This window comes from Phenylobacterium sp. (assembly GCF_028290885.1).
Classification (GTDB): Bacteria; Pseudomonadota; Alphaproteobacteria; order Caulobacterales; family Caulobacteraceae; genus Phenylobacterium.
In genome coordinates this window covers 21,733-39,694 of sequence record NZ_JAQGIZ010000194.1, presented here as the reverse complement: position 1 = coordinate 39,694, position 17,962 = coordinate 21,733, and the positions used below count along the sequence as shown (strand labels likewise).

The 17,962-nt window shown below is 68.9% G+C and carries 19 protein-coding genes, 3 tRNA genes and 1 pseudogene; 6 read left to right on the top strand and 17 right to left on the bottom strand.

Features of this window, described 5'->3' with window-relative positions:
- Positions 1-124: 124 nt before the first annotated feature.
- Entirely contained in the window at positions 125-991 is an 867-nt protein-coding gene (locus JWP28_RS13465) for a kinase (protein WP_299543642.1), read from the top strand.
- 7 nt (positions 992-998) lie between these two features.
- Here JWP28_RS13465 and JWP28_RS13460 read toward each other — a convergent pair.
- The 10 genes and pseudogenes from JWP28_RS13460 to JWP28_RS13415 form a co-directional block, all read right to left on the bottom strand.
- A tRNA-Arg gene (locus JWP28_RS13460) sits at positions 999-1,075 on the bottom strand.
- Positions 1,076-1,087: 12 nt separating this feature from the next.
- Positions 1,088-1,396 (bottom strand): ETC complex I subunit, encoded by a 309-nt coding sequence (locus JWP28_RS13455; RefSeq protein WP_299543640.1) that lies wholly within the window; start codon positions 1,394-1,396, stop codon positions 1,088-1,090.
- A 27-nt stretch (positions 1,397-1,423) separates the two neighbouring features.
- Positions 1,424-1,500: transfer RNA gene (locus tag JWP28_RS13450), tRNA-Pro, on the bottom strand.
- A 125-nt stretch (positions 1,501-1,625) separates the two neighbouring features.
- Positions 1,626-2,069 (bottom strand): PaaI family thioesterase, encoded by a 444-nt coding sequence (locus JWP28_RS13445; RefSeq protein ID WP_299543638.1) that lies wholly within the window; start codon positions 2,067-2,069, stop codon positions 1,626-1,628.
- A complete protein-coding gene (locus tag JWP28_RS13440; protein WP_299543636.1) occupies positions 2,066-2,833 on the bottom strand; it encodes a glutaminyl-peptide cyclotransferase in 768 nt (255 codons plus the stop codon). Before JWP28_RS13440 ends, JWP28_RS13445 begins: the two co-directional genes overlap by 4 nt.
- 279 nt (positions 2,834-3,112) lie before the next feature.
- The gene (locus JWP28_RS13435) at positions 3,113-3,712 is read right to left on the bottom strand and encodes a cold-shock protein (protein WP_299543634.1); all 600 of its coding nucleotides are present in this window, start codon (positions 3,710-3,712) and stop codon (positions 3,113-3,115) included.
- A 145-nt stretch (positions 3,713-3,857) separates the two neighbouring features.
- Positions 3,858-3,932 (bottom strand) — tRNA-Glu (locus JWP28_RS13430).
- Positions 3,933-4,007: 75 nt separating this feature from the next.
- Positions 4,008-5,807: a single-stranded-DNA-specific exonuclease RecJ gene (gene recJ, locus JWP28_RS13425; protein WP_299543632.1), complete on the bottom strand. Its 1,800-nt coding sequence runs from the start codon at positions 5,805-5,807 to the stop codon at positions 4,008-4,010.
- Positions 5,808-5,926: 119 nt separating this feature from the next.
- A complete protein-coding gene (locus JWP28_RS13420; RefSeq protein WP_299543630.1) occupies positions 5,927-6,538 on the bottom strand; it encodes a hypothetical protein in 612 nt (203 codons plus the stop codon).
- A 399-nt stretch (positions 6,539-6,937) separates the two neighbouring features.
- A pseudogene (locus JWP28_RS13415) lies at positions 6,938-7,159 on the bottom strand (transposase); the annotation flags it as partial.
- A 50-nt stretch (positions 7,160-7,209) separates the two neighbouring features.
- Between JWP28_RS13415 and plsY the strand changes: the two are divergent.
- Complete coding sequence (gene plsY / locus JWP28_RS13410) at positions 7,210-7,896, top strand: glycerol-3-phosphate 1-O-acyltransferase PlsY (protein WP_299543628.1); 687 nt, start codon at positions 7,210-7,212, stop codon at positions 7,894-7,896.
- A 131-nt stretch (positions 7,897-8,027) separates the two neighbouring features.
- On the opposite strand, the gene JWP28_RS13405 is transcribed toward plsY, so the two are convergent.
- From JWP28_RS13405 to JWP28_RS13385, 5 genes are all read right to left on the bottom strand, one after another.
- Entirely contained in the window at positions 8,028-8,186 is a 159-nt protein-coding gene (locus JWP28_RS13405; protein WP_299543626.1) for a hypothetical protein, read from the bottom strand.
- Between the two features lie 154 nt (positions 8,187-8,340).
- Complete coding sequence (gene glpX, locus JWP28_RS13400; RefSeq protein WP_299543625.1) at positions 8,341-9,294, bottom strand: class II fructose-bisphosphatase; 954 nt, start codon at positions 9,292-9,294, stop codon at positions 8,341-8,343.
- A 37-nt stretch (positions 9,295-9,331) separates the two neighbouring features.
- Positions 9,332-10,639, bottom strand: a complete 1,308-nt coding sequence (locus tag JWP28_RS13395) for a homoserine dehydrogenase (RefSeq protein WP_299543623.1) — start codon at positions 10,637-10,639, stop codon at positions 9,332-9,334.
- Positions 10,636-11,856: an LL-diaminopimelate aminotransferase gene (locus tag JWP28_RS13390; protein WP_299543621.1), complete on the bottom strand. Its 1,221-nt coding sequence runs from the start codon at positions 11,854-11,856 to the stop codon at positions 10,636-10,638. Before JWP28_RS13390 ends, JWP28_RS13395 begins: the two co-directional genes overlap by 4 nt.
- Positions 11,857-11,982: 126 nt before the next feature.
- The gene (locus tag JWP28_RS13385; protein WP_299543619.1) at positions 11,983-12,396 is read right to left on the bottom strand and encodes a hypothetical protein; all 414 of its coding nucleotides are present in this window, start codon (positions 12,394-12,396) and stop codon (positions 11,983-11,985) included.
- Positions 12,397-12,516: 120 nt separating this feature from the next.
- Between JWP28_RS13385 and phaC the strand changes: the two genes are divergently transcribed.
- The 4 genes from phaC to JWP28_RS13365 all read left to right on the top strand — a co-directional run bounded on the left by phaC (position 12,517) and on the right by JWP28_RS13365 (position 16,331).
- The gene (phaC, locus tag JWP28_RS13380; RefSeq protein ID WP_299543617.1) at positions 12,517-14,514 is read left to right on the top strand and encodes a class I poly(R)-hydroxyalkanoic acid synthase; all 1,998 of its coding nucleotides are present in this window, start codon (positions 12,517-12,519) and stop codon (positions 14,512-14,514) included.
- Between the two features lie 109 nt (positions 14,515-14,623).
- On the top strand, positions 14,624-14,950 hold the full coding sequence (locus JWP28_RS13375; RefSeq protein ID WP_299543616.1) for a PadR family transcriptional regulator: 327 nt from the start codon (positions 14,624-14,626) through the stop codon (positions 14,948-14,950).
- Entirely contained in the window at positions 14,947-15,528 is a 582-nt protein-coding gene (locus JWP28_RS13370; RefSeq protein ID WP_299543614.1) for a DUF1700 domain-containing protein, read from the top strand. Before JWP28_RS13375 ends, JWP28_RS13370 begins: the two co-directional genes overlap by 4 nt.
- Complete coding sequence (locus JWP28_RS13365) at positions 15,525-16,331, top strand: DUF2807 domain-containing protein (protein WP_299543612.1); 807 nt, start codon at positions 15,525-15,527, stop codon at positions 16,329-16,331. The genes JWP28_RS13370 and JWP28_RS13365 overlap by 4 nt, the downstream gene beginning before the upstream one ends.
- On the opposite strand, the gene msrB is transcribed toward JWP28_RS13365, so the two are convergent.
- Together msrB and argC are read right to left on the bottom strand one after the other, a co-directional pair.
- Positions 16,328-16,783, bottom strand: coding sequence for a peptide-methionine (R)-S-oxide reductase MsrB (msrB, locus tag JWP28_RS13360; RefSeq protein ID WP_299543610.1), 456 nt, complete (start codon positions 16,781-16,783; stop codon positions 16,328-16,330). The genes JWP28_RS13365 and msrB overlap by 4 nt on opposite strands.
- Positions 16,784-16,891: 108 nt before the next feature.
- A complete protein-coding gene (argC, locus tag JWP28_RS13355; protein WP_299543609.1) occupies positions 16,892-17,872 on the bottom strand; it encodes an N-acetyl-gamma-glutamyl-phosphate reductase in 981 nt (326 codons plus the stop codon).
- Positions 17,873-17,962 lie beyond the last annotated feature (90 nt).

The window sequence follows — 17,962 nt, the reverse complement described above, 5'->3', positions numbered from 1 at the left end:
GAAATCGCCCCGGCCTACGTTTTCCTGGCCTCTCCGCAGACCTCCAGCTTTATCACTGGGGAAATCCTGCCGATTCTGGGCGGCTACAGCGGGGGCTGACGACGGCGCCCCCACGAGGGGCGACGTGAAGGCTGACTGGCTCGACGACTTCATGAAGGCCGAGGCGCTGCCGGAAAGCTTCCGGGAGACCGTGGAGTTGGTCTGCGAGCCGCTGGCGGCCCGCGCCGCGCGCCTGCGCCAGGTCCGCCGGCGGACGCTGACGCTCGGCATCTGCGGCGCCCAGGGTTCCGGCAAGTCGACCATCGTGGCGGTGACCAAGCGGCTGCTGGAGAAGCGGGGCCTCTCCACCGTCGCCCTGTCGCTGGACGACTTCTACCTGCCCAAAGCGGCGCGCGAGCAGCTGGCCAAGGATGTCCACCCGCTGCTCGCGACCCGCGGTCCGCCCGGCACCCACGATATCCGCCTGGCCGGGGCGGTGCTGGACCAGCTCCGCATCAAGGGCCGGGTCGCCCTGCCCTCCTTCGACAAGGCCACCGACAACCGCCGCCCGCGTGGCGGCTGGGAGACCGTCGCCACGCCCGTCGACATTGTGCTGTTGGAGGGCTGGTGCGTCGGCGCGGTGGCCCAGGGCGCGGCTGCGCTGCGCCAGCCGGTCAACGACCTGGAGCGGGACGAGGACCCGCAGGCCGTCTGGCGCACCTACGTCAACGACCAGCTCGACCGCCCCTACCAGGAGCTGTTCGCGCGCTACCAGGAGCTGATCATGCTCAAGGCGCCGAGCTTCGAGGCCGTGCTGGCCTGGCGCACCGAGCAGGAGCACAAGCTCCGCGCGCGAATCGGCCAGGGCATGTCGGACGCCGAGGTCGCCCGCTTCGTCGCCCACTACGAGCGGCTGACGCGCTGGATCCTGGCGGAGATGCCGGACCGGGCCCGCTGGGTGGTGCAGCTGGACGAGGCCCGTCGGCCGCTGCCCGAAGTCCCGCTGGACTGATCTGACCTGGCGCGCCCGGCAGGGCTCGAACCTGCAACCACCAGCTTAGAAGGCAGGTGCTCTATCCAGTTGAGCTACGGGCGCCCGTCAGGGGCTCTAGTGCGTCCAGGGGACCTTACGGCCGAAGGCGAAGTTGTCCGCATAGGCCTTGATGATCTGTTTCGCGGGCTTGGGGTCGATCAGCTGGAAGGCGATGCCGTGTTGGTCGGCATAGCGGACCGCCTCCGCCTTGGTCTCGAAGCCCAGCCGCACCTGGCTCGATTCCGTGTCACCGGTCTGCGTCCATCCCATCAGCGGATCCGGTCTGCGCGCGTCCTTCGGCTCGAACTCCAGGACCCACTCCTTGGTCTTGCCCTTGCCGGACTGCATGGCGGTCTTGGACGGACGAAAGATGCGCGCGAGCATTCGATACCTCAGATCTCAGCCGGCGCGTGGTCGGGGCGGCAGGATTTGAACCTGCGACCCTCTGCTCCCAAAGCAGATGCGCTACCAGGCTGCGCTACGCCCCGAGGGCGCCGGCGGCCTTGCGATATAAGCGTTTTCGGCTTTCGGCAACGGAAGCCGTAACCTTAGAATCTTTGCTTGGTCGCTCTTCCTGATCGGCCGACTTGTTCCAAGTCGGCCGGGAAACGCTCTACCCCCCTCGGCTCATCAGCTTGAAGACGCCCGAACAGCGAACCACGTCGTGGCCGCCGACGTAGGCGCGGCCGTCGGCGAAGGCGACTTCGCGGGTGGCCCGCGTGAGCCGGGCCTCGCCCATCACCCATTCGCCGACCCGGGCCATATGCAGGAAGTCGATGGAGAGATGGATGGTCACGGCGGTCTTGCCCGTCCCGCGCCAGACGGCGCCGGCCAGCACACCGTCCATGAAGGCCGACAGCATGCCGCCATGCACCAGGCCCAGGCCGTTGGCGTGGCGCTTCAGGGCGAAGAAGGCCTGCTCGGCCGTCCGCCCGTCGCCCTCCCGATAGAAATAGGGCCCGTTGGCGGTGGAGAACCCGCCCCGCCCCTCGGAAAGCACATAGCCCTCCGGCGGCGCGGGGCTGGGCTCGTCCTCGCGCCCGGTTCCCCGGTTCATCTGGTTGCGCCCTTCGGCGGCGTCAGGCGGATTTCGTAGAGGTGCGGCCAGTTCTTGCCGGTCACGAACAGGCGGTCGTGCTCGCAGTCGTAGGCGATCCCGTTCAGGACGGCGTCGGCGTCACGTGAGCGCAGGGTCTCCGGCAGGCCGGTGAGGTCGATCCAGGCCTTCACGGCGCCCGTCTGCGGATCGATGCGGGCGATCTGGTTGGTCTGCCAGATGTTGGCGAGGATCTCGCCCTTCACCCACTCCAGCTCGTTCAGGTTGAACACCGGCTGGCCGTCGGCCGTCACGGCGATCCGGCGGACTTCGCGCAGCGTCACCGGGTCGAGGACGCGCAGCGTCGGCGAGCCGTCGCTCATGATCAGGTTCTTGCCGTTCTGGGTGAGCGCCCAGCCCTCGCCGCGATAGTGGAACGTCGCCTTGCGGGCCAGCGTCTTCAGGTTCCAGCGGAAGCCGACCTCATTGCGCCAGGTCAGGCTGATGATCTCGTCGCCCCAGTTGACGATGCCCTCTCCGAACAGGTTCGGGGCGATGGACCGCGACTGCAGCACGGCGCCGTCCTTCAGGCGCACCTTGCGGATGGTCGAGCGCCCCTCGATGCCGGTGCTCTCGAACAGCAGGCCGTGCAGGTAGAAGAGGCCCTCGGTGTAGGCCTGGTCGTCGTGCGGATAGACCGCCTTGACCTCATAACCCTGGATCGGAACGGCCGCCGCGGCCGAGGCCCCGGCCATGGCCAGCAGAAGCGCAAGGACGCGCATCATCCGGAAGGTCGTGTCGGCGGGCCGGGGCGGCGGGCGATGCGGAGACGGCAAACCAAACCCCGGACGTCAGGAGAGCCCTATTTGGGGCAGTCGGCGCGGGCAGGCAAGGCCGCCGGGCCTAGTGTGCTGGATTTGAAGTTCGCCACTCTCACGGGCCACGCGCCGAGCGTACTTCAAATCCAAGAAGCACACTAGTAAGATAGACGTGCTTGTTTCCTCATCGATTCCGAAGTTCGCCAAAGCCGGCCGCAAGCGCTTGCGAACTTCGGAATCGGGACACTAGTCCGGATCGGGAACTTCGATCTCGGCGACCACCAGGCCCTTGGGGCCCTCGGCGAAGCGCACCAGGACCTCGTCGCCGGGCTGCAGGTCTTCCATGCCCGAGCGGCGCAGGGTCTCGATGTGGACGAAGATGTCGCCGGGCTCCAGGTCGCGCACCACGAAGCCGTAGCCCTTGGTGCGGTTGAACCATTTCACCTTCGCGCGCTCCAGCGGGCCGGTGGCGGCCGCCGGGCGGCGCGGCGGCGGACGGCTGGCGAAGTCCGCGCGCAGGAAGGACTCGCGGGAGCCGCCGTCGCGCGGACGGCGCTCGGCCGGCGGCGGAGCTGCGCTCTCGTCGATCTCGACGACTTCGGCCACCTGCCAGCCCTTCGGCCGGCGGACCACGTCGCAGGTGATGACCGCGCCCTCCAGCGCATGCTCCCGCCCGCAACTGCGCAAGCTCGTCACATGCAGGAGGACGTCCTTCAGGTCCGTCTGGCTCGGGTCGTCCGGCACGATGAAGCCATAGCCCTTGCCGGCGTCGAACCACTTGACGCGACCGCTGATCCGTACGGCTTCCGCCACCGAATCCACTTGTTCAAACTCGTAACCAGCCATCTGCCCCTCGGCCCGTTACTCTCCCGATCCCGACTTCGGACTGAGCCAATCATAACAGTGTTCTGGTAACGCGACTTGGTCAACGCGTAAAATGCACGCCAAGGCAAAGGCGCGCCGGCGATCCGACAAAAAAGGGGGATTCGCGTGGCAGTCCCTAGGGGAGTCGAACCCCTCTCTCCAGGTTGAAAACCTGGCGTCCTAACCGATAGACGAAGGGACCGCGTGGCGCGAAGGGCGGCTCTATATCCGCCTTCCCGGGGGGGTGCAAGACTGCCGGGCCCGCATCCGGCCCCGCTCAGGCCCGGCGGGGATCGGCGACGTCCTCGATCTCGAATTCCACGCCTTGGCGGCCCTGCCAATCGTCCGGCTTCAGACGGCCGGCCACGTGGATGGCGCCGCCCTCGGTCAGCAGCCGGCGGCCGGCCTCGGAGCCCTCCACCCGCCAGGCCACGGCCTTCAGCCTGCCGCCGGAGCCGTCGGTGAGCGTGCAGCGCACGTGGCCGCCCCTGAGCGCCATCGGCCGCTCCACGCGTACGTCGGCCGCGGCGAACATCGGCTCGACATTGCCCGGCCCGAACGGGGCCATGCGCTGGAAGTCCTGCCAGAGCGCCCGGTCGCAGCCGCGGGCGGTGACCAGGGCGTCGATCTCCAGCCCGTCTTCGGCAGCCGCGATCTCCGTTTCGGCCGCCAGTCGCTCGCAGAGGAAGGCGCGCAGCTCGGGGATGGTGTCGGGCCGCACCGACAGCCCCGCGGCCATGGCGTGGCCGCCGCCGGCCAGCAGCAGGCCCTCGTCGTAGGCCGCCTGCACGGCGCGCCCGAGGTTCACCCCGGGCTGGGAACGGCCGGAGCCCTTGCCGACGTTGGCCGCGCGGTCGACGCCGACCACCACCACCGGCTTGCGGTACTTTTCGCGCAGCCGCCCGGCGACGATGCCGATCACCCCCGGATGCCAGCCGTCGGCCGCCACCAGCAGCATGGGCGCCTCGCCCTGGTTGCTTTCGGTCTCGATGTGGGCGATCGCCGCCTCGGTCACCTCGCGCTCGACTTCCTTGCGCGAGGCGTTCAGCGCGTCGAGCTCCGCGGCGAGGCCCCTAGCCTCCTCCGGATCGTCGGTGGAGAGCAGGCGTGCGCCCAGGTCGGCGCGGCCGATGCGTCCGCCGGCGTTGATCCGCGGGCCGAGGATGAAGCCCACGTGGAACACCGAGGCCGGGCCCTGGCTGTTGGCGACCTCCAGCAGGGCCTTCAGCCCCGGATTGCGCCAGGCCGACATCACCTTCAGCCCCTGCGCCGCCAGCGCCCGGTTGAAGCCGCGCAGCTCCGTCACGTCGCAGATCGCCCCCATGGCGGCGAGGTCGAGCCATTGGCGCAGGTCGGGCTCGGGCCGGTCGCCGAACAGGCCCCGCTTGCGCGCCTCGCGGTTCAGGGCGGCCAGCAGGACGAAGGTCACGCCGGCCGCCGCCAGATGGCCCTGCCCCGAGACGCAGTCGGGCCGATTGGGGTTCACCAGGGCCGCGACGTGGGGGATCTCTTCGCCGCGCATCAGGTGGTGGTCGATCACCACGACCTCGAGGCCGATCTCCGCGGCGCAGGCCAGCGCATCGTGCGCCGCGGCCCCGCAGTCGACGGTGATCACCAGCTCGGCGCCGTCGGCTTTCAGCCGGCGGAAGGCGGCGGGTGACGGGCCGTAGCCCTCCAGGATGCGGTCGGGAACGTAGATCGGCAGCTCGTAGCCGAGCGCGCGGAACCAGCGGACCAGCTGGGCGGCCGACGAGGCGCCGTCCACGTCGTAGTCGGCGAACACCACCAGCGGCCGCCGGCGCTCCAGCGCGTCCACCAGGACCTCGGCCGCCCGGTCCATGTCGGTGAACGACGACGGGTCGGGGAACAGCGCCTTCAGGGTCGGGTTGAGGTAGGTCTCGCCCTGCTCGGCCAGCACGCCCCGCGCCGCCAGCGCCCGGGCCAGCGGTTCGGAGAGGCCGTGGCTGAGCTGATGGCGGCGCACCAGCTCCGGATCGGCCGCCCGCTCGCGCCACAGCCGCCCGGAGAGCGAGCGCGTGACGCTGAGGTAGCCGACCTGTGGGCTGCCGTCCGCCAATTCCCGCTCCTCCCGCCGTTCAGGCACGCACTATCGGCCCCAGCCCGGCGAGTCGCCAGCGGGCAGGCGTGACTTAGGGTAGCGGCGGGCTGCGTCAGAAACGGACGCAAGCGGAGGGGTTAGGCGGAGTTGAAGGCGGCGGGGGGGACAGGTCCCTCCGCCGCCCGGTCGCCCTCGGGCGGCTGGCCGCGCGCGTCGAGCCCGGAGCCGGCAGACGCGGCGAGCCCTTGCGCCCCATCCATTGGCGCGGCCGTCGCCGGACGGAGTCCGGACGCCGCCAAGCCCAACTCGCCTTGGATGCGGGCGATGAGCGTTTCGATGGGGGCGTCGAGGAAGCCCTCGGCCAGCGCGTCGTCGCCCAGCCGGTCGTCGAGTTCGCAGATCAGCAGCTCGGCCTCGTCGCCCTCGGCTTCGGCCCAGATGGCGCGCTCCACAGCGCCGCGGACCTGGGCCTTGCGCTGCCGGGCCTTGGCCTCGTCGCGCTGCTCGGCGTCGCGCCGGTCGTCGTGATCCTGCCGGCGCCGCTCGCGGTCAAGCTTGGCCTCGAGCGCGATGGTCTGGCGCACGGACCGCGAGATGCGGTGGAACGCCAGACCCAGCGCCTGCGCCTCCTCCGCCGTCTCGGCCGCCAGCGCCTTGGCGTGCAGCCCACGCGCCAGCGTCAGGCCAAGCTCGGAAAGCTCCGCCAGGATGCGGTCCTGCCGCTCCATCCTCGCCGCTGCGTCAGACATGAACAAAGCAAGAACACATGAGGGCCGGTCTGTCAAATTTTAGATGAGTTGGTTTCACCCCCGGAGCGGACATCGGCTCGCGAGCGAACGGCGTACAGTCGCGCGGGTCCGCAATGTCGCGCGTGATCATTCCCCAATAGGATAGATCATATCGCCGCCCGCCCTCATCCTGGCGGGCTCAAGTGGAGCTATCTCGTGCAACGGCCCAGCCGGGGAACCGCAGGAGACCGCAAATGACGAAGTTCGAGACTTACAGCGGCGCCTTTCCGAACGCCGCCCTTCGCCGGAAGGCGAACGGAGTCCTCGAGGTCTACGCCGCGTGGTCGACGAAGGCGCGGGATATGGATTGGCGCTGGAAGGCATCAGCGCCGCCGAGGTCGCCCGCGCCGGCGCCTCGGCCTAGCGCCCGGACTCGTTAACGCGCAACCATAACCTGATTGACGCAAGCTGGACGCAGGCAAGGTAATTGGCGGCAAGCTTATCGTAACGCGTCGCCACCGGACGACATTGCTTGATCCAATTGAAGAAACGCTCGAACCTGTTGTGGGCACGGTAGAGATAAGAGCCGAAGCAGATTGGGTCGTTGCGATTGCTTTTTGGCGGGATGTTGGCCCATGCGCCTAGACGACCAAATGATGATCGCCTGAAATTAGAGCGTCGAGGTGAATCCCATGGTTTTCTGGATCGCGAGCGTCGTTGGATTGGGGATCGCTTATCTCTTCGGTTCTACGCCCACAGGCTATCTGGCGGGGAAACTGCTCAAGGGCATTGATATCCGAGAGCACGGCTCCAAATCCATTGGGGCGACCAACGTATTGCGAACCCTGGGGAAATGGCCTGCGTTGGTGGTGGTCCTGGTAGATGTGCTGAAAGGTGTGGGAGCGATCGTCTTTGCCCGCTGGTTTTATCCTTGGCTCTATACATTGCCGTCCGTCACGCCACCCACAGCGCCTGATCTGCAAACCTGGGCGCCTTGGGCTGTTTGCCTGGCCGGACTTGCCGTGTTGTTGGGGCACAGCCGTTCGGTTTGGTTGAATTTTGCAGGCGGCAAATCCGCTGCGACGGGGCTCGGCGTGTTGCTGGCGATGTCTTGGCCCGTCGGTTTGGGCGCCGCGACGGCTTTTGGCGTCGTGGTGGCTGTTTTTCGGATCGTTTCCCTTGGCTCGATGCTCGCGGCTTTGACCGCGATCGTCCTCGTCTGCGCCCTGGAGCAACCGGCGCCCTATCGGCTGCTGGTGATTGCAGGCGGCGTCTACGTGATCGTGCGCCATCGCGCCAATATTCAGCGGCTGCTGGCTGGGATAGAGCCACGCGTGGGGCAAAGCGGCCCAGGACCGAAAGCAGACCCGCAGATCTAGTGCGTGCACTCTGGGACTGTCGAGATCGCCAACATGGGCTGCTTGTGACCCATCGCGACATACTGCGTCACCGCAAGATCTCGGTCGCTTTCGGTGCGAAGCGGACCTCCCGAAATTTATGAGTGCGCGCCCTAGCCCGCTGACGGCTGCGAGAGTTCCCGCTCGACGAAGGCCGCGAAGGCGCGGGCCTTGGCCGTCGGCATGCGGCCGTGGGAGACGTCCGCGCGGGTTCGGTGAAACGGGTCGCCTCGGCCGTGGGCGAGGGCTCGGTCGTCGTCCAGGCGGTTCACGCCCGGCTTGCGGCTCTACGCCAGCTCGAGGCGGGCGAGCCAGTCACCCTGTGAGACGGAGGGCGTTGGCTTGGCGTGTCCTTGGCTGACTCTCAGAAGCAGACCTTGCGAACGTCAGCTATGAGCCGAGAGACCCCGCGCCTGGCCCCTCCTCCTACACCGGCCGCTTCATCCGCACTTCGCGCGCCGTGCGCGTGGCCGAGTTCAGCACCAGGGTGTGGGTGTGGACGAAGCCGCCTTCCAGCTTCACGCCGTCGAGCAGGGCGCCGTTGGTGACGCCGGTGGCGGCGAAGATGGCGTCGGCGCGGACCATCTCGTGCAGGTCGTACTTCTTGTCGAGGTCGGTGATGCCGACGCGGGCGGCGCGGGCCCGCTCGTCGGCGTTGCGGAACACCAGGCGGCCCTGGAACTGGCCGCCGACGCATTTGAGGGCGGCGCAGGCCAGCACGCCTTCCGGCGCCCCGCCGGAGCCCAGGTAGAGGTCGACCCCGGTCGCAGGATCGGCGGTGTTCATCACGCCCGCCACGTCGCCGTCGGTGATCAGATAGACCCGCGCGCCCACGGCGCGGAGGCCGGCGATGATCTCGGCGTGGCGGGGGCGGTCGAGCACGCAGACGGTGATCTCGGAGGGTTCGACGCCCTTGGCCTTGGCCAGGGCCTTGACGTTGTCGGCCGGGGACTTGTCGAGGTCGATGACGCCGGCGGGATAGCCCGGCCCGCAGGCGATCTTGTCCATGTAGGTGTCCGGCGCGTTGAGCATGGTCCCCTTCGGCGCCCAGGCCATCACCGCCAGCGCGTTGGCCATGGCCTTGGCGGTGAGCGTCGTGCCTTCCAGCGGGTCCAGCGCGATGTCGATCTTGCGCTTGCCGCCCTTGCCGACCTTTTCGCCGATGTAGAGCATCGGCGCCTCGTCGCGCTCGCCCTCGCCGATGACGATCTCGCCGTCGATGTCGAGGTCGTTGAGGGCGGTGCGCATGGCGTCGACGGCGGCCTGGTCGGCGGCCTTCTCGTCGCCGCGTCCGACAAGCTTCCAGGCGGCGATGGCGGCGATCTCGGTGACGCGGACGGCTTCCAGCACCAGGCTGCGGTCCAGGATCTGGGAACTCATCTCTTCAGCGTCTCCGGCCGTTCTTCTCGTGGAAAGGTTAGATGCGGGCGATGCGTAGCAGGCGCGGCCGGTCGAGCACAGCCGGCAGGCCGGCGATCCGCTCGATGGCGGCCTTCAGCACGGATTCGGCCACCGCGTGGGTGGTGAGCACGATGGGCACGCCTCCCTTGAGGATGTCCGGGGCGTTCTCGATGGGCTTCTGCAGGAAGCTCTCGATGGAGACGCCGGCCTCGGCCAGGGTCTCGGAGACCGCGGCGATCACCCCGGGCTCGTCCTTCACGGAGAGGCGCAGGTAGGCGCGCCCGACGCTCTTCGACGGATCGACCGGCGTGAACGGCTTGAGCTGTCCGGCCGGCGCCTGGAAGACCGGGCGGGTGGCGCCGGTCATCACGTCGGCGATATCGGCGGCGACCGCGGCGGCGGTGGGGCCCGAGCCCGCGCCGGGACCCTGGATGAAGATCCGCCCGATCCGCGCACCCTCGATGAACAGCGCGTTCAGCGCCCCGCCCGCCTGGGCCAGCGGATGCGCCAGCGGGGCCAGCGAAGGATGCACGCGGACCAGCACGCCGTCCGGCGAGCGATCGGCGGAGGCCACCAGCTTGATCCGGTAGCCGAGGTCGCGGGCGAGCTGGATGTCCAGCAGGTCGACGCCCTCGATGCCCTCGATCTCGGCGGCGGCGTAGTTGGGGGCGCAGCCGAAGGCCAGCGCCGCCAGGATGGAGATCTTGTGGGCGGCGTCGAACCCGCCGACGTCCATGGTCGGGTCGGCCTCCGCGTAGCCCAGCCGCTGGGCCTCGGCCAGCACCTCGGCGAACGGCCGGCCGGTGGCCTCCATCTCGGTCAGGATGTAGTTGCAGGTGCCGTTGAGGATGCCGGCCACCGACTTGACCTCGTCGCCGACCATGGCCTCGCGCAGCATCTTCACCGCCGGCGTGCCGCCCATCACCGCGGCCTCGAACAACAGCGGCGCGCCCTTGGCCTCGGCGAGCGCGGCGAGTTCCGCCCCATGCTCGGCGATCAGCGCCTTGTTGGCGGTGACCACGGGCTTGCCGGCGCCGAGCGCCGCCTCCACCGCGGCCTTGGCCGGGCCGTCAGAGCCGCCGATCAGCTCCACGAACACGTCCGTGTCCGGCGAGGCCGCCAGCGCCACCGGATCGTCAAACCACGGCAGGCCCGCGATGTCGAACGGCCTCGGGCGCGACCGCGAGCGCGCCGACACGCCGGTCACGACGGCACGTCCGCCGGCCGGGGCGAAGTCCGGCCGCTCGGCCAGGAATTTGAGCAACCCCGCGCCCACGGTGCCGAGACCCGCGACGCCGACGCGCCAGGTGCGTGGTGTAGTCATTGGGCGGCCAGGGTGTTGTGGGCGCGAGCCAGGATCTCGTCGGCCTGGCCGAGGAACTTCTTCACGTTGCGGGCCGCCTGGCGGATGCGGTGCTCGTTCTCGACCAGGCCGACGCGGACGAAGCCCTCGCCGTACTCGCCGAAGCCAACCCCGGGCGCCACAGCGACGCCGGCCTCCTCGATCAGTAGCTTCGAGAACAGCAGGCTGCCGACTTCCCGGAACTTCTCGGGCACCGGCGCCCAGGCGAACATCGAGGCCGAGGGCGAGGGGATGTCCCAGCCGGCCCGCTTCATCGATTCCACCAGCACGTCGCGACGCGACTTGTAGATGCCGCGGATCTCCTCGACGCAGTCCTGCGGGCCGTTCAACGCCGCGGCCGCCGCCACCTGGATCGGGGTGTAGGCGCCATAGTCGAGGTAGGATTTCACCCGGGCGAGCGCCGCGCAGATGCGCTCGTTGCCGACCACCATGCCCACCCGCCAGCCGGCCATCGCGTAGGTCTTGGACAGCGAGTTGACCTCGACGGCGATCTCCTTGGCGCCCTCGATCTGGAGCACGCTGGGCGGCGGGTTGTCGTCGAAATAGATCTCCGAATAGGCGATGTCGGAGATCACCAGCATCTCGTGCTTTTTCGCCAGAGCGATGGCGTCCTTGTAGAAGTCGAGGTCGACGCACTGGGCGGTCGGGTTCGACGGATAGGACAGGATCAGCACGGTCGGCGGCGGCGCGGAGTGCTTCACGGCCCGGCTGACGCCGGCCAGGTAGTCCTCCGGCGACAGGGCCGGCACGTGTCGGATCACCCCGCCGGCCATGATGAAGCCGTAGGCGTGGATCGGATAGGCCGGGTTCGGGCAGACGATCACGTCGCCCGGCGCGGTCAGGGCCTGGGCCAGGTTGGCGAACCCCTCCTTGGAGCCAAGCGTAGCGATCACCTCGCTCTCATGGTTCAGCTTCACGCCGAACCGGCGGGCGTAATAGCCGGCCATCGCCCGCCTGAGGCCGACGATCCCCTTCGACGCCGAATAGCGCCCGGCCTTGGGATCGCGCGCCGTCTCGATCAGCTTGTCGACGATGTGCTTGGGCGTCGGCATGTCGGGATTGCCCATGCCGAAGTCGATGATGTCCGTACCCTGGGCGCGCAGGCGCGCCTTGATGCGGTTGACCTCCTCGAGGACGTAGGGCGGGAGGCGTCGGATGCTGTGGAAGTCGGGGGTCATGTCGAAGGTCTTGCGCCGCGAGCTGCCCGGGTGCGGCTTTCTTCGGAGGTGAAGTCGGGCATGGATAGACTCCGGGCCGGAGCCAGCCAAGCCATGGTTCGATGAATTTTCTGCCTCCGCAGGCCCCTATCTCGGGGGCGGCGGAGGCGGGGTAGCTCGCTTGCGCAGATCCTTGGCGAAGGCCTCGGTGTCCGACTGCTGGGCGGGCGCCAGTTCGGGGCCCGCGGCGGACCGCGCCTGGTCGGCGAAGGTCTCGCTGTTGTTCAGCGTCCAGCTGTCGTCGCCGGTGGCGCGTACGACGTCGGCCCTGGTCTGCTCGATCTGGGCCGCGGCCTGGCCGTACTGCTTGTGCGGACGCACATCCTTCGGAACCGGCGGGATGCCGGCGAAGGTCGGATAGGGCGCGTCGGACCGCACAGTCCTGGCCACCTCGGCGGCGATCGGCGAGCGCGGATCGACCTTGGCGTCCTTAAACGGATTGCCGACGCAGGCCGACAGCATGGCGCAGGCGCCGACGCTCGCCAGAAACTGCGCAGCCACGCCGCTCCGACGGACGTTCACGAAAAGGCTCGACCGGACATCCATTTTCCGGTCCGGTCTTATGCGATGATCGAGATCGGCGAAAGGGCGCACGCGCTTTCGCCGCCGGAGGAACGACCGATGAGCGAGCAAACCTCGCCGGCAAAGGCCGCGAAGGTTCCCAAAGCCGAGAAGCGGGCCGCCAAGTCCGCCCAAGGCAAGGGCGAGGGCAAGGGAAAGCGCAAGGCGAAAGCCAAGTCCAAGGCGAAGGCGATGCCGCCCTTGCCGGAAGAGCAGCCGGCCGCGGCCGCCACGCAGGACCAGGCGGCCCCTGCCCCGCCCCGGGTCGACGTCGCGGCCATGACGGCCGAGCAGCGGGCGCAGGTCGAGAAGCTCTCGATGAACCTCGCCCGCGCCGCGCTCACCGCCCAGGGCGCGATCGCCGAGATGGCGCTGCGCCAGGCCGACCGGCCGGCGGCGCTATCCCCCGACCCGTTCCACGTGGCGCCGGCGCTGACCGAGGTGATGGGCCGCCTCGCCGCCCAGCCCGACCGGCTGATGCGCGCCCAGGCCAACCTGTTCTCGCAATACCTCGACCTGTGGCAGGCGACGGCGCGGCGCATGGGCGGGGAAGCGCCCGACGCGGTCGCAGCGCCGGCCCGTGGCGACAAGCGATTCGCCGATCCCGACTGGGCCGAGAACCCGGTCTTCGACGTGATCAAGCAGTCCTACCTGCTCACCGCCAACTGGATGAACGGCCTGGTGGCCGAGGTCGAGGGCGCCGACCCGATGAGCAAGCGGCGGGTCGAGTTCTTCATGAAGATGCTCACCGACGCCTTCTCGCCGTCCAACTTCCTGGCCTCCAACCCCGCGGCGCTGCGCGAGGTGATGGCCACCGGCGGCGAGAGCCTGGTGCGCGGCATGGAGAACTTCGCCGCCGACCTCGACCGCGGCGGCGGCCAGCTCTCCATCGCCCAGACCGACTACGAGATGTTCAAGATCGGCGAGAACGTGGCGACCGCGCCCGGCAAGGTCGTGTTCCGCAACGAAATCATCGAGCTCTTGCAGTTTTCTCCGGCGACGGAGACGGTCTGCGAAATCCCGCTGGTGATCTTCCCGCCGTGGATCAACAAGTTCTACATCCTCGACCTGCGGCCCGAGAACTCGATGATCCGCTGGCTGGCCGCCCAGGGGATCACCGTCTTCGTGGCCTCCTGGGTCAACCCGACCCCCGAGCTCGCCCATCGCACCTTCGAAGACTACATGCGCGAAGGCATCTACGCCGGGACGCAGGCCGCCATGGAGCAATGCGGCGTGGATCGGGTGAACACCGTCGGCTACTGCATCGGCGGCACCCTGCTCTCTTCGACCCTGGCCCACATGGCGGCCACCGACGACAAGCGGATCGCCTCGGCCACCTTCTTCGCCGCCCAGCAGGACTTCTCGGAAGCCGGCGACCTGCTGCTGTTCACCAACGAGGACTGGCTGGCCGACCTCGAGAAGAAAATGGACGCGGGCGGCGGCGTGCTCTCCGGCCAGGTGATGGCCGACACCTTCAATGCGCTCAGGGCCAACGACCTGGTCTGGTCGTTCTTCGTGAGCAACTACCTGCTGGGCAAGGAGCCAAAGCCCTTCGACCTGTTGTTCTGGAACTCGGACCAGACGCGGATGCCGAAGACGCTGCACCTGTACTACCTGCGCAAGTTCTACGGCGAGAACGCCCTGGCCAAGGGTGAGCTGGTCCTCGACGACGTGAAGCTCGACCTTGGGACGGTGAAGACGCCGATCTACGTGCAGTCCTCGAAGGAGGACCACATCGCGCCCGCCCGCTCGGTCTACAAGGGCGCCAGGCTGTTCGGCGGGCCGGTGACCTTCACACTCGCCGGCTCGGGCCACATCGCCGGCGTGATCAATGCGCCGGCCGCCAACAAGTACCAGCACTGGACGAACGATCAGCTGCCCGCCTCGCTGGAGGAATGGCAGGCCGGGGCCAAGGAGACGGGCGGTTCCTGGTGGCCGCACTGGATCGAATGGCTGAAGGCCAGGTCCGGCAAGCAGGTACCGGCGCGCGATCCGGCGAAGGGCAAGCTGAAGCCATTGGGCGACGCCCCGGGGGAATATGTGAAGGTGAGAAGCTAGCCTTACCTCCTCGCTTCGCGTGGGAGGCAGGTTACTAACGTTTAATGCACGCTACCTTGCACCGCCCAGTACCTTGCGATAGGTCTTGGCTTCGCAAGGAGGCGCCGACGTGCCCGAAGCCATTGAGATCCAGCTGAAGAAGGGGGCGCTCGAGCTTTGCGTGCTCGCCCTCCTCTCGCAGCACGACAGCTACGCCTATGAGATCGCCAGCCAGCTCTCCGAGTCGATCGGCATGGGCGAGGGCACCATCTATCCGCTGATGCGCCGGCTGCAGAACGACGGACTCGTCGAGACCTATCTGGTCGAGTCGCCGTCCGGTCCGTCGCGCAAATATTACCGCCTCACCGAGGCCGGGAAGGCGAGCTTCAGCTCGCAAAGGGCTGCCTGGAGCTCGTTCTCCGGCGCGGTGCAGGGCATTCTGGGAGAGGTGAAATGACCCGTCAGGCGTTCATGGCCCGGTTGCGGGAGGGCCTGCGCGGCCTGCCCCCATCCGCCGTGGCCGACATCGTCGCGGACTACGAGAACCACTTCAACGAGGGCGAGGCCGCCGGCCGCAGCGAGGCCGACGTGGCCACGGCCCTCGGCGACCCCGGTCGGCTGGCCCGCGAGCTGCGCGCCGAAAAGGGCCTTAAGCGCTGGGAAGAAGAGCGCAGCGCCTCAGCCGGCGCGGGCGCGGTGTTCGCGGTCCTGGGGCTCGGCGCCATCGACATCCTGTTCCTGCTGCCGATCCTGATGGGGGTCGGAGGCGCGATGTTCGGCGTCGCCGTCGCGGTGATCGCCGTCTTCTTCGCCGGCGGCGTGGTGTTCGCCGCCGGACCTTTCACCGGCCTGCCCGGCGGCCCGGCCGCCGCAGTTCTGGCCGGCATCGGCTTGATGGCCGGCGCCACCGCGGTCGGAGCGGTGCTCGCGATCTGCACCATCGGCCTGGTCAACGCGCTCGTCTGGTACGGCCGCCTGCACTACCGGCTGCTGAAGCCCGCCCTTGAACCGCAAGCCGCTGGAGGCGTGCAATGATCCGCGTGCTCGTGATGATCGCCGTGACCGGCTTCCTGGTCTCCGTGGTCACCCTTTCGACGGCCGTCGCCATCGGCGGGCCGGACCTGCTGGCCCACGCCGCCTGGGGCCACTGGAGCGGCGACAACACCTGGAGCTGGAGCGACCACCACCATCGCTGGAACCACCGGGGCGGGCGCGACGAGGGCCCGCAGACCACCCGCGAGATGGCCTGGACCGGCGGCGACAGCCTGGAGATCGACGTGCCGGCGGAGGTCACCTACACCCAGGCTCCGGGCCCCGGGAAACTCACCATCACCGGGCCGAAGGACGCTGTGGACGCCCTGGAGATCGACGGCGGCCAGCTGCGGTTCTCCGGAGATCGCCACCACTGGGCTGACCTGACCATCGCCATGACCGCGCCTGCGGTCACCCGCTTCGACCTGCACGGATCGAGCAAGCTGGCCATCGAGGACTACAAGCAGGACAAGCTCAATCTCGACGTCTCCGGCAACGCCGACGTCAGCGCCAAGGGCGAGGCCAAGTCGCTGGAGCTGACCATCGCCGGCTCTGCCGACACCGACCTCTCGGGCCTGAAGCTGGAAAACGCCGATGTCGACATAACCGGCGCCGGCGAGGCGACGCTGGCCCCCACCGGCTCGGCGAACCTCAACATCTCAGGCTCCGGCGACGTGACCCTGCTGACCCGTCCCGCCAGGCTGGAAAGCAATGTCACCGGCTCGGGCAGCGTGCACCAGAAGGATGCGGCCACGCCTTCGCCGCCCGCCCCGACGCCAGCCTCGAAGCCGGGCAAGCGCCTCTAAGCCGGGACGAACTTCAGCGCGACGCCGTTGTTGCAGTAGCGCAGGCCGGTGGGCTTCGGCCCGTCGTTGAAGACGTGGCCATGGTGCCCCAGGCACTGGGCGCAGTGGTATTCCGTGCGCGGCACGCCGATGGCGAAGTCGCTCTTCTTGGCGAGCGCGCCCGGGATCGCGGTGTAGAAGCTGGGCCAGCCGGTGCCGCTCTCGAACTTCCAGTCGGACTTGAAGATTGGCAGCCCGCAGCCCAGGCAGACGAAGGTGCCCTTGCGGTGCTCGTTGAGCAGCGGGCTGGTCCCCGGCCGCTCGGTGTCTTCATGGCGCAGCACCCCGTAGGAGGCTTCCGGCAGCCGCTTCTTCCAGTCGGCGTCGGTGAGCTTGCGGAACGGCGAGGCGGCGTAGGGATCGGCCGCGGCCAGTGCGAGGCCCGGGGCCGCCGCGGCGACGGCTGAGGCCATCAGGAAGCCGCGACGGGAAAGAGCGGAAAGGGTCAAGGTGTCCATGTCCGGATTACGTGGCGCCGCGGCCGATGGTTACAAGCCATTTCAGCGCGCCCCGGCGCAGGTTCACAACCCGGCGCCCTCCTCCAGGCCCAGCATCAGGTTGAGGTTCTGCACCGCGGCGCCCGAGGCGCCCTTGCCGAGGTTGTCCAGCAGGGCCACCAGCCGCGCCTGGGTGCGCTCGGGGTTCGAGAATACGAAGAGCCGCATCCGGTTGGTGCCGTTCAGCCCCTCGGGGTCGAGCGCGGCCACATAGCCCGCCGCGCCGGCGCGGGCCTTGGACAGCTCCGCGCACTCCATCCCGCTCGCCACCTCCACGAAGGCCTCGCCGGCGTAGGCGGCCTCCAGGGCGACGTGCAGGTCCCTGGGGTCCGGCTTGCCGGGCAGCGCCCAGAGCTGCAGCGGGACTTCGACGATCATGCCCTGGGCGTAGCGGCCGACCGCGGGCGCGAACACCGGCGGGTGCTTCACGCCCGCGTGCTGCTGCATCTCCGGCAGGTGCTTGTGCGCCAGCGTCAGGCCATAGACGCGGAAGGCGTCGCTGGTCCCCTCCGGCACAGGGCTCGCCTCGAACTCCTCGATCAGTCCCTTGCCGCCGCCGGAGTAGCCGGAAACGGCGTTGACGGTCAGCGGGAAGTCCGGCGGGATCAGTCCCGCGGCCACCAGCGGCCGCACCAGGCCGATGAAGCCGGTCGGATAGCAACCTGGATTGCTGACCCGCGTCGAGCCGGCGATAGCCGCGCGCTGGCCGGGGTCCATCTCGGCGAAGCCGTAGGCCCAGTCGGGCGCCGTGCGGTGCGCCGTCGAGGCGTCGACGATGCGGACGCTGTTGGACTGCACGAGCGACACCGCCTCGCGCGCCGCATCGTCCGGCAGGCAGAGCACGACGGCGTCGACGCCGTTCAACAGCTCGGCGCGCGCCGCCGGGTCCTTGCGCCGCGCCGGGTCGATGGAGATGACCTCCAGGTCGCTGCGGCGAGCCAGCCGGTCGCGGATCTGCAGGCCGGTGGTGCCGGATTCGCCGTCGATGAAGATCGTGTGGGTCATGGATTTGGCATCCAGATCGGGTGGTCCAGACAAAGAGAAAGGGCGCTTCGGTTTCCCGAAACGCCCTTCCGAAACGCGAGTTTTCGCAGC

Bases quoted from the DNA above. Each gene is read 5' to 3' on its own strand.
- JWP28_RS13455 (WP_299543640.1), bottom strand. From the start codon at position 1,396: ATGCTCGCGCGCATCTTTCGTCCGTCCAAGACCGCCATGCAGTCCGGC.
- JWP28_RS13445 (WP_299543638.1), bottom strand. From the start codon at position 2,069: ATGAACCGGGGAACCGGGCGCGAGGACGAGCCCAGCCCCGCGCCGCCG.
- JWP28_RS13440 (WP_299543636.1), bottom strand. From the start codon at position 2,833: ATGATGCGCGTCCTTGCGCTTCTGCTGGCCATGGCCGGGGCCTCGGCC.
- JWP28_RS13435 (WP_299543634.1), bottom strand. From the start codon at position 3,712: ATGGCTGGTTACGAGTTTGAACAAGTGGATTCGGTGGCGGAAGCCGTA.
- JWP28_RS13420 (WP_299543630.1), bottom strand. From the start codon at position 6,538: ATGTCTGACGCAGCGGCGAGGATGGAGCGGCAGGACCGCATCCTGGCG.
- plsY (WP_299543628.1), top strand. From the start codon at position 7,210: ATGGTTTTCTGGATCGCGAGCGTCGTTGGATTGGGGATCGCTTATCTC.
- glpX (WP_299543625.1), bottom strand. From the start codon at position 9,294: ATGAGTTCCCAGATCCTGGACCGCAGCCTGGTGCTGGAAGCCGTCCGC.
- JWP28_RS13395 (WP_299543623.1), bottom strand. From the start codon at position 10,639: ATGACTACACCACGCACCTGGCGCGTCGGCGTCGCGGGTCTCGGCACC.
- JWP28_RS13390 (WP_299543621.1), bottom strand. From the start codon at position 11,856: ATGACCCCCGACTTCCACAGCATCCGACGCCTCCCGCCCTACGTCCTC.
- phaC (WP_299543617.1), top strand. From the start codon at position 12,517: ATGAGCGAGCAAACCTCGCCGGCAAAGGCCGCGAAGGTTCCCAAAGCC.
- JWP28_RS13370 (WP_299543614.1), top strand. From the start codon at position 14,947: ATGACCCGTCAGGCGTTCATGGCCCGGTTGCGGGAGGGCCTGCGCGGC.
- JWP28_RS13365 (WP_299543612.1), top strand. From the start codon at position 15,525: ATGATCCGCGTGCTCGTGATGATCGCCGTGACCGGCTTCCTGGTCTCC.
- msrB (WP_299543610.1), bottom strand. From the start codon at position 16,783: ATGGCCTCAGCCGTCGCCGCGGCGGCCCCGGGCCTCGCACTGGCCGCG.
- argC (WP_299543609.1), bottom strand. From the start codon at position 17,872: ATGACCCACACGATCTTCATCGACGGCGAATCCGGCACCACCGGCCTG.